Source organism: Jutongia huaianensis (genome assembly GCF_014384985.1).
GTDB classification, from domain to species: Bacteria; Bacillota; Clostridia; order Lachnospirales; family Lachnospiraceae; genus Jutongia; species Jutongia huaianensis.
On record NZ_JACRSX010000003.1, the window covers coordinates 89,474 to 105,275 of the forward strand.

Sequence of the window (15,802 nt, forward strand, 5' to 3'; positions counted from 1 at the left end):
AAAGGAGAGAAAAGTCGTGTTAGACAATTTGAAAGAATATATAAAAATGTTTTTTAATTCCAGATTATTGCCGATTACGGTTGTTTTTGTTCTTCTTTTTTCTATTTTGGTCAATCGTATGTTTGAGCTTCAGATTGTGGATAGAGACAATATTATCGCAAGTGGTGCCAGCAATACCATTAAGGAGAAAGACATCAAGGCAACCAGAGGAAATATATATGACTGCAATGGAAAGCTTCTTGCTTACAATAAATTATCCTACAATATTGTGTTTTCGGAAACATCAAAGCTGTCCGGTATGACCAATGATGAAAAAAATCAGATGATCCACCGTCTGCTTTATATTCTGCAGAAGCATGGCAGTGAATTATCAGTAGAGTATTATCTTCAGTATGAAAAGGGGAAGCTTCAGTATCAGGTAGAAGGAAGCTCACTGGAACGTTATCAGGCAGATGCATATTCTGTGCAGGGGGGCGTCAAAGCTCTCACACAGGAGCAGAAAGATACGACGCCACAGGAAATGTATGACTATCTGATCAAAAAATTTGAGATATCCGATTCTTATGATCAGGATACGGCGATTGATATTCTTGCAGTCCGTTACGCAATGTTTATCAATCGATATGCAAAATTTCAGGATATTATTCTGGCCAAAAATGTAAACGAAAATACGGTGGCAGCGATCAAGGAGAACAGTGAACTTCTGCCGGGTGTTGATATTGATCAGAATACTTCACGTGTCTATAAAAAGAGCAAATATTTTGCACATATGCTGGGATATACAGGTTCCATTTCGGCAGAGAAGCTGGAGGAGCTGCAAAAGGATGGTGAAGAGTCTGTATATTCGGTAGACGATCAGATCGGTATTTCAGGTCTGGAAAGCACTTATGAGGAATATCTGCGGGGAACCAAGGGAAGCAAGGAGATTACGGTAGACGGAGGAACCAGCCGGATCATTTCCGAGAAAACCACAAAGGATCCGGTAGCGGGGAATGACCTGTATCTGACGATTGATGCCAAGCTTCAGGAGGAATGCTATCATCTGTTGGAGGAAAGGATCGCGGGTATTCTGATCTCCAATATCAACAATAGTATGTATGCAGGTACCAGAGGACATTCTACGAAGGATATACGGGTTCCGATCTATGATGTTTATAATGCGATCATTCAAAATAATATTGTCAATGTGGAGCGCTTTAATGATGACGATGCCTCTGTCTTAGAGAAAGCGACTCTGAATAAATATAAGGCAAAGAAAAAAGTAATCGTTCGCAGGATTCGACAGCTTTTGGCTTCCGGCAGTACAGCGGATGCAAAGAGTATATCTTCCGATATGAATGATTTTCTGGACTATTTTTACAAGATCCTGACAGAAAATTCCATTGTGATCACAGAGAGCAATGAGTCTGACAGCTCCCAGAAATCCGTAGATACCTCGGATGCAACATACAAGAGTTACGCCAACGGTTCTCTCAGTCTGAGTAAATATCTGCAGTATGCGATCTCACAGCAGTGGATCGATCTGGATAAACTGGATATTGGAAACGATTTCTATAGTACGCAGGAAATTTACAAAAAACTGGTTGACTATGGCATTGATTTATTAGAAAATGATACTACATTTACGAAGATGATATATAGCTATATGATATATCATTATGAGCTTTCCGGACGGGATATCTGTCTGCTCTTATTTGATCAGGGAGATATCAAGTACAATGCACAGGAGTACACCCAGGTTAAACATGGCATTACGTCGTCATATTCTTTCCTGATCCGCAAGATCAAGAAGCTGGAGATCACGCCGGGACAGCTTGGGCTGGATCCATGCTCCGGATCTATCATTGTTACGGATGTGAATACCGGTGATGTCAAGGCCATGGTAACGTACCCAAGCTACGACAATAATAAAATGGCAAATCAGGTAGATTCTGATTACTTTTACACGTATCTGAAGGATAATACGGCATCCCCTCTGTTGAATCGTCCGACCCAGCAGGAGATTGCACCGGGATCTACCTTTAAGATGGTGACATCTGTAGCATCTCTACAGGAGGGGCTTATTACTCCAAGCAGTACAGTTTATGATACAGTCACCTTTACGAAAGCGCCGGCTTACGGTTCTCCGAGATGCTGGAGCAGTTCCTCACATGGCAATCTGACTGTGTCTGGGGCGCTGGAGCATTCCTGTAATGTGTTTTTCTATGAGATGGGATATCGTCTGGGAAGTGGACATAATGGCAGGGTGAATGATAAGGGAGGTCTGGCACGGTTAAAGAAATATGCAGATATGTTCGGTCTGACCGATAAATCCGGTGTGGAGATCACGGAGTCGGCTCCGCATTTTTCCACAACAGATATTCTTCGTTCCTGTATCGGTCAGGGTAGTCATGCCTATGCGCCGATCCAGCTTGCCAGATATGTGACAACGGTAGCCAACAGTGGAACCTGTTATGATCTGACGCTGGTGGATAAGATCAAGGATGTTGATGGAAAAACAGTATTAAACAATTCCGCAAAGGTCAGAAATAAGGTTAATGTGGCCCAGTCCACCTGGCAGGCAGTCCACAATGGTATGTACCGGGTGGCAAACGGTGCAGAGCATGGCAGCATTTTCGCGGGAATGAAAAAGAAATTTGCCGGTAAGACCGGTACGGCACAGCAGAATACTCTTCATCCAAACCATGCGTATTTTCTATCTTATGGACCGTATGAGAATCCGGAGATTTCCGTAAGCTGTGTTATTCCAAATGGCTATACATCTTCCTATGCAATGGAATGTGCAAGGGATGTTTATCAATATTACTTTGGAGACAAAAAGGTGTCTGGTGGAAAAGCGACATCTGTCGGACACTATGCGAGAACAAATGATTAAGATATCTATCGTACAAGAATGGGAGAAATGATATGGGAAATGTAGTAAAAATAACAGGATCCAAATCGGGAATCATTCTGAAACTGGATCCGGAGGCGGAATGGGAACTGATCAAAAAGGAAGTGGCAGATAAATTTCAGACTTCTGCGGATTTCTGGGGAGATGCACAGAAGGCGATCGCTTTTCAGGGCAGGGAACTGGATGATGAACAGCAGGATGAGATTTTAGAGATCATCCGGAAAAACTGTCGTCTTCAGATTGTCTGTGTTCTGGATGAGGATCCGGAAAAAGAAGCGGCATTTGCCAGAGCAGTTCAGGCAGGAGGCAGCGGTTCTAAAATTTCCGAAGCTGGGAAAACAGCAGCCAATCTGCTCCAGACAGATAATGGAACCGGTTTCTTTTTTAAGGGAAATCTTCGTTCCGGACAGGTTTTGGATGTGGAGACAAGCATCATTATTCTGGGAGATGTCAACAACGGTGCGAAGGTCATTTCTAAGGGAAATGTAATCATTCTGGGTTCCCTGAAGGGAAATGTTTTTGCAGGTTCTGCTGGAAATGTTGATGCATTTGTGATAGCCTTAGATATGAAACCGGTGCAGATCCGGATCGCTGATACGATTGCGCGATCACCGGATGAGGATAAAAAGGGCCGGGGCAAAAAGGAAAGAGAGACAAAAATTGCATTCTGGGAGGATGGAAATATTTATATTGAACCTCTGGATAAGGATGTAATGAGTGATATCCGGCTGTCATAAACCGGAGTATCATCTGGAAAATCCTGGCTTTATGAAAAGAAAATGTAACTGCAGACTGGCAGTGCATCATAGATTAACACTTTAATAATTAGGAGGAAATAAAAATGGGAGAGGTTATTGTAATCACATCCGGAAAAGGCGGTGTTGGTAAGACAACCACTACAGCCAATGTAGGAACCGGGCTTGCCATGATGGGAAAGAAAGTAGTGCTGATCGATACCGATATAGGACTTCGTAATCTTGACGTGATCATGGGACTGGAGAACCGGATCGTCTATAATCTGGTTGATGTTGTAGAAAATAACTGCCGTATTAAACAGGCTCTGATCAAGGATAAGCGTTATCCGAATCTTTATCTGCTGCCATCTGCGCAGACAAAGGACAAGACTGCGGTTACACCGGAGCAGATGAAAAAACTTGCGGATGAGTTGAAGGAAGAGTTTGATTACATACTGATGGACTGCCCGGCTGGAATAGAGCAGGGATTTAAAAATGCCATTGCAGGAGCAGATCGTGCTTTGGTGGTAACAACGCCGGAGGTATCAGCAGTTCGTGATGCGGATCGTATTATTGGACTTCTGGAGGCAAATGAGATTGGACAGACACATCTGATCGTAAACCGTCTCCGTGTAGATATGGTAAAGAGCGGTGATATGATGTCCAGCGAGGATGTTGTGGAAATTCTTGCTGTTGATCTGATCGGTGTAGTACCGGATGATGAGCATATTGTAATTTCTGCCAATAATGGTGAGCCACTGGTTGGTTCCGATTGTATGGCAGGACAGGCATATATGAACATCTGCAAACGCATTGTTGGCGAGCAGGTAGATTTTATTGATTTTGAAGCAAAGAAGGGATTATTCCAGAAGCTTGCTTCAATCTTAAAGAAATAGACAATTATTCAAAATAAAGGATAAATTCGCTGATAACCGGGAAATAAACGAGTTTATCAGCGTAGATGGAGGTTTGGAATGGGATTTTTCTCAAGTTTTTTTAAAAGTGACGTGAAAAGCGGAGAGAACGCAAAGAACCGTCTCAAGGTAGCCATTACCTCTGATCGGGCTGTGTGCTCGCCGGAAATTATGGAGCAGATGAAAAATGAGATCATTCAGGTTATCTCAAAGTATGTAGAGATTGACGTGGAGGGTCTTGATATTAAAGTGAAGCAGATGGAGCTGGAGGATGGTGCAACACCGGTTAATGCGGTTATGGCCAATATTCCGATCAAGGGTTCCAGAAATTTCAGAAGATCATCACAGCAGCATTGAGAGGAAGTAGAGATACATGTTAAACAGATTAAAGCAATATGATTGGCGTAATTTTAATTATTCTCTGGTTATCATTGTAATAATTTTATGCATGATCAGTGCGTTTACCTTAAAATTGGCAGGTGGCGCAGAAAAGGGAGCCGGATATATGAGGGGACAGCTCATAGGAATGATTATGGGGCTTTTTATTGTTGCTTTTTTGTCTGTACTGGATTATCATTTTATATGCAGATTTGTAGCAGTTTACTTTTTTCTGGGAATCATGCTGGTTCTTATGACAAAGATTCCGGGGATCGGAACTGATCTGGATACCGGTTCCAGCCGATGGATCAGGCTGCCGGTGGGAAGTATAACATTCCAGCCGTCGGAGTTGTTAAAAATTATATTTATTCTGACGATGGCGGTGCTGTTCTGCAAGATACGAAAACAGCTTGATCAATTCAAAGCCGTTGTATGGATCGTATTACTGACGCTGCCGGCATTTGGTGCTATTGTGATACAGCCTGACCTGTCATCCAGTCTTGTTATTCTTTTTGTGATGGCGGTTATGACTTTCGTGGCAGGACTGTCGTATCGTGTGATCGTACCGATCATTTCCGTGGGGCTTCCGATTACGTTAATCGTGTACTGGTATGTTCAGCAGCCGGGAAATTTACTGCTTCAGGGATATCAGTATGACCGTGTCTTTGCATTCAAAAATCAGGACTCTACGGTGATGCGTATTGTCGATCTGAACCGTCAGCAGAAATCTTCCGTCAATGCGATTGCAGAGGGTGGTCTGTATGGTAAGTTTTTAAAGGATGGTGCCAGAGCAGGAAGCTCCAGAGCATATTCCAGTGTATCTATCCGGGAGAGTGACTTTATCTGGAGTGTGATTTCAGAGGAATTTGGCTTTCTGGGATGCTGTCTGGTTTTGCTGTTATTTGGTATTCTGATATTTAAGTGTTTCCGCGTTGCAAGAAAGGCACAGGATTTCCTGGGCATGCTGATCGCAGTCGGGGTGTCTGCGATGTTTATGTTCCAGGTGTTCAGTAATATATGCGTTGTGACATTTCTTTTTCCAAATACAGGTCTGCCACTGCCGTTTCTAAGCAATGGTCTCAGTTCTATGATGTCGTCGATGATCGGTATAGGACTGGTCATCAATATCGGTATCCAGCCGGCCAAAACGAAAAAGGGTGGATTTACAATGCGAAAGGCATATTCAGATATGGACAATGATGTTGACATTGATTTTAGTCTGTAGATGTTTTTGTAAGAGAAGGTATAAAATTTACTTGGAGGGGTGAAACAATGAACATTGGTTTAATTGCGCATGATGCAAAAAAAATATTGATGCAGAATTTCACGATTGCATATCGGGGGATTCTCAGTAAACATGAGATATATGCTACCGGGACGACCGGCCGTTTGATTGAAGAAGTGACAAATCTTACGGTGCATAAGTATCTTGCGGGTCATCTGGGGGGCGAGCAGCAGCTGGCATCCCAGATTGAGCACAACCAGATCGATATGGTCATCTTTTTGAGAGATCCTCAGTCGCCAAAATCCCATGAGCCGGATGTGATGAATGTAATCCATTTGTGTGACACATACAACATTCCGTTTGCAACAAATCTTGCGACAGCAGAACTTTTGGTGAAGGCTTTGGAGCATGGCGATCTTGAGTGGCGTGAAATGATCAAAAAAGAAGAGGAATAAATGATTAGAACAAAAAAGAAAATGAAAAACAAATGGGTAAGCGCAGGATGTGTTTGTGCTGCTTTGATCGGAATCTGCTCTTTGTTGACAGGCTGTAGTGTGGATACTGTGCCGGTGTCTGATACACAGATCAGTTATGATGGAGAGGCGGCTTCAGATACATCAGACAATAACAGTGATAATAGTTCGGCAGACAGTACGCTGCTGTCAGAGGATGTATGTATTGTACCTCAAAAGAGCAATACGGCAACAGATGCAGCGATCACGGCTGATGCGGCACTTTTGATTGATGACAGCCGGCATAAGGTGCTTTATGCACAGAATGTATACGGGACAGAATATCCGGCCAGTGTATCTAAGATTGCAACAGCTTTGATGGCAATAAAGTATGCTAATCCGGATGATACTGTTACGATCAGCAATAATGCATCCCATATTACAGAGTATGGTGCGAGGTTATGTGGATTCCAGGAGGGAGATAAGATCTCCATGAAGGATCTGTTATATTGTATGCTGATATATTCGGGAAATGATGCTTCGGTAGCCATTGCAGAGCATATTTCGGGATCCGAGGCAGAATTTGCATCCAAAATGAATAAAGAACTGGTGGCTTTGGGGGTCAGTGGAACACATTTTGTAAATTCCCATGGTCTTCATGACGATAATCATTACACAACAGCATATGATCTGTATTTGATCTTTCACGAATTATTAAAATATGACGATTTTCGGGAGATCATCCAATGTACGAAGTATACAGCTACATGGGAGAATGCCCAGGGAAAGAAACAGTCTCTTGAAATTGTGTCATCGGATCCGTATCTGACCGGTTCCAAGCAGCCGCCGAAAGGATTGACTGCGATCGGAGGAAAGTCCGGAGCCACTGTAAAGGCGGGAGGATGTCTGATCATGTATTTCCAGGATAAGAAAAAAAGAGATTATATATCAATTATTTTAAAAGCAGATTCATCCTATGGAGCGTACACACAGATGAATCATTTACTGGAATATGTAAAGAGAGGAAAATAATCCTCTCTTTTTCTTTTTATTCTGCCTATTACATTGTGGAACGGATTCGGCCAAAGTAACTGATGGCGTATAATCCGCTCAATCCCACAACGGCATAAATGATCCGGGAAAACAGACTCATATTTCCAAAGATCACACGTACCAGATCAAACTGAAAGAAACCGATCAGTCCCCAGTTGACGGCACCGACAATGATGAGTACGAGAATGATATAATCTAATGTTTTCATAAAAACACCATACCTTTCTGTATCCGTTTACTGATACAGTTTTAGTATTTCCGGCAGGAAGAAAATATATACACTTATCTTGTCAAAATCATAAAAAAAAGCTATAATAAAAAGGTTAGAACCACTCATTTTGGAAGGAGGGATTTTGTGGCAGGAAAGCGGCGTTCCGGGAACGTAGTGAAGATGAAACGCAAAAATTCAAAAGTGACCGGTTTCTTTTTGATTCTTTTTGCCATATATATCCTTTTGCAGGGAACATTGTCCCTGACCAAAGATCATGTATCCATTTATGAGGTAACAGAAAAAAAGATTGCCGATGATAATCTGGTGAGGGGGATTATTATCCGGAATGAAAAACTGGTGAACAGCGATCAGGAGGGATATATTAATTATTATGTGGCAGATGGCACGAAGGTGGGAGCACGGACGAAGATCTATTCCATTGATCAGACCGGTCAGATATATAATCAGCTGGCCAATGCAGACACCGGAGAAATCAAGCTGAATGCACAGAATACCAGTGATATACGGAGTGAAATTTCTTCGTACAAGGCAGCCTACAGCATGTCAAACTTTGGCGAGACATATAATTTTAAATATAATCTGGACAATACGATCTCCGAGTTGACCAATGCCAGACTTCTGGACAATGTGACGAAGATTTTAAAGGAGCAGGGAGGAGAGAGTTCTTTTCAGTTTGGCAGCGCAGGGGAAAGTGGCATTGTATCCTACACCTCTGATGGGCTGGAAAATTTGGATATGAATACGATCACGGCGAAAACCTTTGAAAACACCTCAGATGATCCGAAACAGTTAAGAAAGACAGAATCTGTCAAAGCGGGATCACCGATTTATCGTCTGGTGACCAATGAAAGCTGGTCTGTTGTTTTTCCCTTGTCCAAAGAACAGTTTAAAAATATTCAGCAGGAAAAGACGGTGACGGTTACTCTGAAAAAGATTCAGGCAAAGGTAACACCGCAGGTTACGACTTTTACCATGGATGGCGGTTATTATGCCCGGATAGATCTTAAACGATACATGATTCAGTACATCAATAACCGTTATCTTGATCTGGAGATCAAGATGAATGATGAGGCAGGTCTCAAGATCCCCAAATCATCAATTTTGCAGAAGGAATTTTATAAGATACCGGCAGATTATGTGGTTACGGGACAGAGTGGAGATACAATAGTGAAGGCTGTATATAAAAAGAACGGGTCCGTGGATTATGAGCCGTGTGATACAACGATTCTTTCCTTTGATGATGGGACAAGCCAGGCTGAGGGAGAGGAAAAGAAAGAAAAATATTGTTATATTCCTGCGGATGATTTTAAAGCGGGAACAGAGATTTCCACAGATACTCTGGGTTCCAGTCTGTTCCGGCTGTCGGAAACAGAAAAACTGGATGGAGTGTATTGCTGCAATAAAGGCTATTGCGAGTTTCGTCCGGTAGAGATATCGTATCAAAATAATGAATACTGCATTATAAAAAAGAATACATCCGGCGGTTTATCCGCATATGACCATATTATTCTGGATCCAAAGGTGATCCGGGAGGATGATATTATTTACTAACATCGCAGGGGAGGACAGAAGATGGTTAAAGATAATTTAAAGATCGTAGAGGAGAATATTCGTCAGGCATGCCTGAGAGCCGGCAGAGATTTGTCGGAGGTGACATTGATCAGTGTCAGCAAAACAAAGCCGGTGGAGATGATCGAAGAGGCGTATGAGTACGGCAAAAGAGAGTTTGGAGAAAATAAAGCGCAGGAATTAAAGGAAAAATATGAGGTGCTTCCGAAGGATATCAGATGGCATTTTATCGGACATCTGCAGACCAATAAGATTAAATATATCATTGACAGGGCCTGCCTGATCCATTCGGTGGATTCTCTTCATCTGGCGGAAGCGATTGAGAAAGAATGTGTGAAAAGAGACACGGAGGCTGATATTCTGGTTGAGGTGAATGTGGCACAGGAAGAGTCAAAATTTGGTCTGAAGCTGGAGGATACCCTGGCGTTGGTACAGCAGATTTCCAGACTGGAGCATTTGCATATTAAAGGATTAATGACGATTGCTCCTTTTGTAGAGGATCCGGAAGAAAATCGTAGTATTTTTCGTCAATTAAAGCAATTGTCGGTTGACATTGGAGCAAAAAACATTGATAATGTTGATATGAGTGTTCTTTCTATGGGAATGACAGGTGACTATCAGGTTGCCATAGAGGAGGGTGCGACACACGTCCGTGTAGGCACCGGTATTTTCGGAGAGAGAAATTACGATATTAAATAAAAGAGATGTGAGGAGCATCGGGAGGTAAAGTTATGGCAAATCCATTAGGGAATCTATTACAGTTATTAGGACTCGGCGGCGACGAGGACTACGATGATGATTACTATGAGGATGATTTCGAGGACGATATTGATGAGGCAGAGGAGAGAAGCCTTCTGGCAGAGGAGGAGAGACGGCAGAGACGTTCTGAGCGTAAGAACAGCCGCAGATCTTCTTATGAGGAGGACGAGCCAGAGCCACAGCCTGCACCGGAGCCAAGACGCACTTCGGTAAGAACCGCGTCCAATAAGGTGGTACCGATCCGTACAACGGCCAGGGGTCTGGAGGTATGTATCTGCAAGCCGAAGAATTTTGGGGATTCCACGGATGCATGCGAGATGCTTCTCCAGGGTCGGGCTGTCGTTGTCAATCTGGAGGGAATTGACATTATGGAAGCACAGAGGATCATGGACTTCATTTCCGGCTGTATCTTTGCTATTTCCGGTAAGATGCATCAGATTTCCAGATATATATTTATATTCTCGCCAGAGAGCGTGGATATTTCGGGGGACTATCTGGAGCTGTCCAGAGATGATGAATTTGGGATTCCGACATTAAATAAGGAGTTCTGATCATGCAGTTGATAATATATACCTTTCAATGTTTTTTCATTGTCTTGGATGTGGTCGTGCTACTTTATTTGTTAAGAAGCTTTCTGGTATTATTTCCGTTTGGAGATTATATTGTGAGATTTCTGGCGGTATTGATGACACCCATGTGGTATCCTATGCAGTGGCTGATAAAGCACTCTATATTATGTACTGCAAAGTTTGATCTTTGTCCCTATCTTTTGATAGTGGTATTGACTTATTTACAGGGACTTTGTTCCCGTATTATGAACATTTTATAAATTTCAGAGGAGGGAAATTGTATGCTTACACCGATTGACATTCAAAATCATGTACTGAAATCCACCATGGGTGGATACAACAAAAAGGAGACAGATGATTTTATTGAATCGATCCAGGCCAGCTATGAACAGCTTTACAAGGAGAACAGTGATCTCAAAAAGAAGATTACAACGCTGAGTGAGGGTATTCAGTATTATAAGCAGATGGAGGGGACACTGCAGAAAACACTGGTACTTGCGGAGCAGACAGCGTCTGAGACACTGGAGACATCCAAAACAGCTGCTGCACAGGTTGAGAAGGAGTCCAGAGCAAAAGCGGAAGTAATGCTTCGTGAAGCAAAGTCCCGTGCAGACGGTCTTGTGGCAGATGCACAGGAGAAGGCAAATAAGCTGACCAGAGAGTCCGAGGAGAGAGCAGCAACATTAAAGAAAGAGTCTGAGGAGACAGCTGCAGCACTGAAGAAGGAGTCTGAGGAGAAAGCAGAAACATTGACCAGAGAGTCTGAGAGAAAGGCCGAAACTGTCACCAGAGAAGCGGAGGAAAAGGCAGAGACTGTTACCAGAGAGGCAGAGGAAAAAGCCAGAAAGGTCACCAGAGAGGCGGAGGAAAAAGCAGATCGTCTGGAAAGAGATTCCCAGAGAAAGGCAGACGATCTGGTAGCGGAAGCAGAGAAAAAAGCGGACAATATTATGTATAATGCCAAAGAGCGTGCAGATCGCATTATGGCAGATACTAAAGCATCTGCTGATAAAGTGATCAGCGATACCCGTGAGAAGACAGAGGAGAAGCTTGCAGAGTCCGGTAAACAGCTGTCTGAGCTGACAGATATTGTACGGAAGCTGATGGGAAGTTATGATAATTATAAACAGCAGTTTAAGGATATGTTAAATATGCAGCTGGAGCAGCTTGACAAGGAGGAAGAAAAGTTAAATACTACCGGTTTGGAGGATCTTCTGGAATCCCAGCAGGTAAAAATGGTTGAGGAGCAGGCTGCAGCCAAGCAGAGTGTAGATGATATGGAGGAGCATACAAAGGAATTAGATCTTCCGGTGGAGGATACTGCTCCGGAGAGGGAAGATGTCCAAGAAGAAAATGACATTCTTGCAGGAGGTCTTTCTGCAGAGGTTTCAGAGGAGCCGGTAGAGGAAAAAGCAGAAAAATTATCCTTAGATATTGATACTCCGGCTACAGAGGATATTGCAACCGGTATTCACGTATCTGCGGAGGAGGCTGTGGCATATACAGCACCGGAGACTGTAGAGGAGGAGAAGGAAGAAGCACCTGTAGAGGATGATATCAAGTCAAAGCTTGATGAGATTGATTCGATTGCATCAGAGGCATTGAATGAAATGAAGAAGGAGTCATCAGAGGATCCGTTTAATTCAATAAATAGTATGCTGGGAACCTCTTATGATGATTTTGTCCCTGCCAATAAAGACAACACAGAAGCTGCTGAGGAGAATCCTGTCGTAGAACAAGCAGCGGTATCTTCTGAGACGCCGGTAACGGTAGCTGCAGACAATGATACAAAGGCAGAGGAAAGTGCAGAGAAGCCTGCAGAGCAGAAGGAAATTCCACCGACAACAACAGATGAGCTCCCAACGGTACAGGAGACATATGATGCAGAAACTTATGTAACCAATGAGACATATTTTGGCTCAGCAGACAATATGACATATTCGATTCCTGATCCGGTGCCGGCAGCAACAGAAGAACCTGCCCAGATTAAGGCAGAGCCAGTTGAGGATACCGCCGAGGCAGTGACGGCAGCAGAAGCTGTTCATGAAATCCCAATGCCTGATTTTAGTAAGCTGGATGCTGTGGACAGTGCAGTCAGTGAGGAGCAGCCGGTAATACCTCATGCTGTTCCAATGCCGGACTTTAGTAAGCTGGATGTAAAGAAAGACGAAGAGCCGGATGTCAGTGCAGATCTTGATGCGATTGCGGCAGAAGCAATGGCAGCACTGGATGCAGAGAAAAAGAATACAACAGACGAGATACCAACGGTACAGGAGTCATATGATGCAGAAACTTATGTGACAAATGAGACATATTTCGGGTCAGCAGACAATATGACATATTCGATTCCTGATCCGGTTCCGGCAGAGGAAGAAAAGGCTGTGGAGGATGAGTTTGCCAGTGGTATCAGTGGCGTGGATCCTACAGCGAATGGAGCAATTCCACCGGCTCCGGGTGAGTTATTTACTGCACCAAGCGAGTTTGATAATGTTCCGGCTGCGGATGATGAGTTTGCCGTAACAAAGCCGGAGGATCCGGCTGCAGAGGCAAAACCGGAGGAAAAGACGGTTAATCCTTTTACTATGATTAATGCAGAGGAGTAATCTTTTAGCAGAGTTACATTATAAATGAATAATACTGCCAGACCAGACGCAGCCAGCTTTGGTTTGGCAGTTTTTTTCGGAAGGAGATCATTACGATGAAAAAATATATCAAAGGAATTCTTCTGTTTCTTGTTTTGTTTGGACTGGATCAATGGAGTAAATATGCCGCAGATACATGCCTGCAGGGACATGAGGCCAAAAAGGTAATTGGAGACGTATTTGTGCTTCAATATCTTAAAAACTATGGAGCGGCATTTGGAATATTGCAGAACAAACAGATTTTTCTTGTGATATTGACAGCGGTTATTCTGGCGGCGATTATATATATATTGATCAAAACACCGGATACGGTACACTATCTGCCGGTACGTTTTTTTGGAATTATGCTGGCGGCAGGGGCAGTTGGCAATATGTATGACAGGATTGTTCACGGATATGTAATCGATTTTCTTTATGCAAAGGTAATTGATTTTCCAATCTTTAATGTGGCGGATTGTTATGTGGTGGTTTCTGCTGTTGTACTTGCTATATTGATTGGATTTGTGTATCAGGAAAGTGATCTGGAAGTATATCATAAAAAGTAAAGTATTTACGCAGTGCTGTGTCTACGGGCAAAGAGCTGTGGATCGAGGAAAGGCATTGGTTGTATGATTATGGCAGAACAAAGGATTGAATTTATCGTAGCACCGGAAGAAGCAGGAGTTCGCCTGGATGCGCTTCTGGCACAAAAGCTTTCGGATTATTCCAGGTCTTTTTTGCAGAAGAATATCAAAAATGGCTGTGTGCAGATCAATCATGCCGCATCCAAGGCGAGTTATAAGGTAAATACAGGGGACACGGTTACATTTGATGTGCCAGCCTTAACAGAGCCTGAGATAGAACCGGAAGATATTCCGTTAGATATTCTTTACGAGGATGAAGATGTTATTGTGATCAATAAACCGAAGCAGATGGTAGTTCATCCGGCCCCGGGGCATTATCATGGCACGATCGTGAATGGACTGATGTACCATTGCAGGGATTCATTGTCAGGGATCAACGGTGTGATGCGTCCGGGAATTGTTCATCGTATCGATCAGGATACCACGGGCGTAATTGTGGCCTGCAAAAATGATCAGGCGCATCAGTGCATTGCCCAGCAGCTGAAAGAACATTCTATTACGCGAAAATATCATGCCATTGTATTGGGTCATCTTGCAGAGGATGGCACGGTTGTTGGGAAAATAGGACGTCATCCGGTAGATCGCAAAAAAATGGCTATTAATGAAAAGAATGGAAAGGAAGCGGTTACGCATTACCATATTCTGGATCACCTAAATAACAAATACACATATGTGGAATGTCAGCTGGAGACCGGCCGGACTCATCAGATCCGTGTACACATGGCGAGTATTGGACATCCGATTTTGGGGGATCAGGTATATGGTCCTCAAAAATGTCCGTTTCACCTGACAGGACAGACACTTCACGCCAAAACGTTGGGATTTATCCATCCACGTACAGGAGAATACATGGAGTTCGAGGCTCCGTTACCGGAATATTTTGAAAAACTACTGCATCGTCTTGGTAGTCTACAAAAGTAGATAATTAAACGGATAGGAAGAATACTCGATGAAAATAAACATGACATGACAGATCTGCTTTGTTGAAACCAATATGAATCTCTTGTACAGATACTTAAAAATAATGATTCCACATTTGTAGAATAAAAAACGAACCATCAATAAACATAGAGAAACTGTAAACAAAATGTAATATATTTAATTTTTGTGCAAAGTGAATTAAAATGACTGTAATTTTTTAGACATATTCCCGTTGACGAAAACCTTCTAAGTGAGTAGAATAAAAGCATATCAGTTTTTGATGATGTTCTACAGCACTATCATAGGACGATACATTTGTAGAATGATATGCTTGATATAGAAAAAGGAGTTACTTTTTTGATAGGTAAAAGATTTGTTTACTGCTTTGTTTGGGGTTATAAGAAACTGGAGGATTAATTCATGAAAGAGATACGTTTACATGAAGGTGAATTAAATGTTATGGAGCTGTTATGGTCTAACAAGGCTTTGGCGGCTAGAGATATTTCTAAGATCATTAAGGAGTATATTGGCTGGGAAAAAAATACGACATATACGGTTATCAAGCGATTGATTGACAAGGGAGCTGTCACCAGAGAAGATCCCGGTTTCATCTGTCGTGCCAATATCACGAAAAGAAAAATCCAGGAAATTGAAACAAAGGCATTGCTGAATCAGATGTATAATGGATCGTTGGAAAACTTTATACAGTCTTATCTGGCCAATCAAAAGCTTGGAGCATCAGAATTAAATGCGCTTCAAAAAATTATATCGAACCAGGGCAGATAGCAGTATCTGTCTTTCTCAAAATACCTCTCTTGGATAAACTCAAGTTTTTCAA

15 protein-coding genes are annotated in these 15,802 nt (G+C 42.7%); 14 read left to right on the top strand and 1 reads right to left on the bottom strand.

Features of this window, described 5'->3' with window-relative positions:
• Positions 1–16: 16 nt before the first annotated feature.
• The 7 genes from H8704_RS03855 to H8704_RS03885 all read left to right on the top strand — a co-directional run bounded on the left by H8704_RS03855 (position 17) and on the right by H8704_RS03885 (position 7,628).
• Positions 17–2,875, top strand: a complete 2,859-nt coding sequence (locus H8704_RS03855) for a penicillin-binding transpeptidase domain-containing protein (RefSeq protein WP_249297414.1) — start codon at positions 17–19, stop codon at positions 2,873–2,875.
• A 32-nt stretch (positions 2,876–2,907) separates the two neighbouring features.
• Positions 2,908–3,630 carry a septum site-determining protein MinC gene (gene minC / locus H8704_RS03860; protein ID WP_249297415.1) on the top strand — a complete coding sequence of 241 codons (723 nt, stop codon included), beginning with the start codon at positions 2,908–2,910 and terminating at the stop codon, positions 3,628–3,630.
• A gap of 104 nt (positions 3,631–3,734) precedes the next feature.
• Positions 3,735–4,523 (top strand): septum site-determining protein MinD, encoded by a 789-nt coding sequence (gene minD, locus H8704_RS03865; RefSeq protein WP_118676939.1) that lies wholly within the window; start codon positions 3,735–3,737, stop codon positions 4,521–4,523.
• 78 nt (positions 4,524–4,601) lie between these two features.
• Positions 4,602–4,898 (top strand): cell division topological specificity factor MinE, encoded by a 297-nt coding sequence (gene minE, locus H8704_RS03870; protein WP_022464776.1) that lies wholly within the window; start codon positions 4,602–4,604, stop codon positions 4,896–4,898.
• 16 nt (positions 4,899–4,914) lie between these two features.
• Positions 4,915–6,144: an FtsW/RodA/SpoVE family cell cycle protein gene (locus H8704_RS03875; protein ID WP_249297417.1), complete on the top strand. Its 1,230-nt coding sequence runs from the start codon at positions 4,915–4,917 to the stop codon at positions 6,142–6,144.
• A 47-nt stretch (positions 6,145–6,191) separates the two neighbouring features.
• Positions 6,192–6,599 carry a methylglyoxal synthase gene (mgsA, locus tag H8704_RS03880; RefSeq protein WP_022464778.1) on the top strand — a complete coding sequence of 136 codons (408 nt, stop codon included), beginning with the start codon at positions 6,192–6,194 and terminating at the stop codon, positions 6,597–6,599.
• Entirely contained in the window at positions 6,600–7,628 is a 1,029-nt protein-coding gene (locus H8704_RS03885; RefSeq protein ID WP_249297419.1) for a D-alanyl-D-alanine carboxypeptidase family protein, read from the top strand.
• A gap of 28 nt (positions 7,629–7,656) precedes the next feature.
• Here the strand turns inward: H8704_RS03885 and H8704_RS03890 are convergent, their stop codons facing one another.
• Positions 7,657–7,857, bottom strand: coding sequence for a DUF378 domain-containing protein (locus H8704_RS03890; RefSeq protein WP_022464780.1), 201 nt, complete (start codon positions 7,855–7,857; stop codon positions 7,657–7,659).
• A 147-nt stretch (positions 7,858–8,004) separates the two neighbouring features.
• Here H8704_RS03890 and H8704_RS03895 point away from each other — a divergent pair, with 147 nt between their 5' ends.
• The 7 genes from H8704_RS03895 to H8704_RS03925 all read left to right on the top strand — a co-directional run bounded on the left by H8704_RS03895 (position 8,005) and on the right by H8704_RS03925 (position 15,750).
• Complete coding sequence (locus tag H8704_RS03895; protein WP_249297420.1) at positions 8,005–9,432, top strand: HlyD family efflux transporter periplasmic adaptor subunit; 1,428 nt, start codon at positions 8,005–8,007, stop codon at positions 9,430–9,432.
• A 21-nt stretch (positions 9,433–9,453) separates the two neighbouring features.
• Positions 9,454–10,149: a YggS family pyridoxal phosphate-dependent enzyme gene (locus tag H8704_RS03900; RefSeq protein ID WP_022464782.1), complete on the top strand. Its 696-nt coding sequence runs from the start codon at positions 9,454–9,456 to the stop codon at positions 10,147–10,149.
• Between the two features lie 32 nt (positions 10,150–10,181).
• Positions 10,182–10,760, top strand: coding sequence for a cell division protein SepF (locus tag H8704_RS03905; RefSeq protein WP_022464783.1), 579 nt, complete (start codon positions 10,182–10,184; stop codon positions 10,758–10,760).
• Between the two features lie 299 nt (positions 10,761–11,059).
• Positions 11,060–13,381 carry a DivIVA domain-containing protein gene (locus H8704_RS03910; RefSeq protein WP_249297421.1) on the top strand — a complete coding sequence of 774 codons (2,322 nt, stop codon included), beginning with the start codon at positions 11,060–11,062 and terminating at the stop codon, positions 13,379–13,381.
• Positions 13,382–13,476: 95 nt separating this feature from the next.
• The gene (lspA, locus tag H8704_RS03915; RefSeq protein WP_118676922.1) at positions 13,477–13,965 is read left to right on the top strand and encodes a signal peptidase II; all 489 of its coding nucleotides are present in this window, start codon (positions 13,477–13,479) and stop codon (positions 13,963–13,965) included.
• A 69-nt stretch (positions 13,966–14,034) separates the two neighbouring features.
• Positions 14,035–14,964 carry an RluA family pseudouridine synthase gene (locus tag H8704_RS03920; RefSeq protein ID WP_249297539.1) on the top strand — a complete coding sequence of 310 codons (930 nt, stop codon included), beginning with the start codon at positions 14,035–14,037 and terminating at the stop codon, positions 14,962–14,964.
• Between the two features lie 420 nt (positions 14,965–15,384).
• Positions 15,385–15,750: a BlaI/MecI/CopY family transcriptional regulator gene (locus H8704_RS03925; RefSeq protein ID WP_022464788.1), complete on the top strand. Its 366-nt coding sequence runs from the start codon at positions 15,385–15,387 to the stop codon at positions 15,748–15,750.
• The last annotated feature ends 52 nt before the right edge of the window (positions 15,751–15,802 follow it).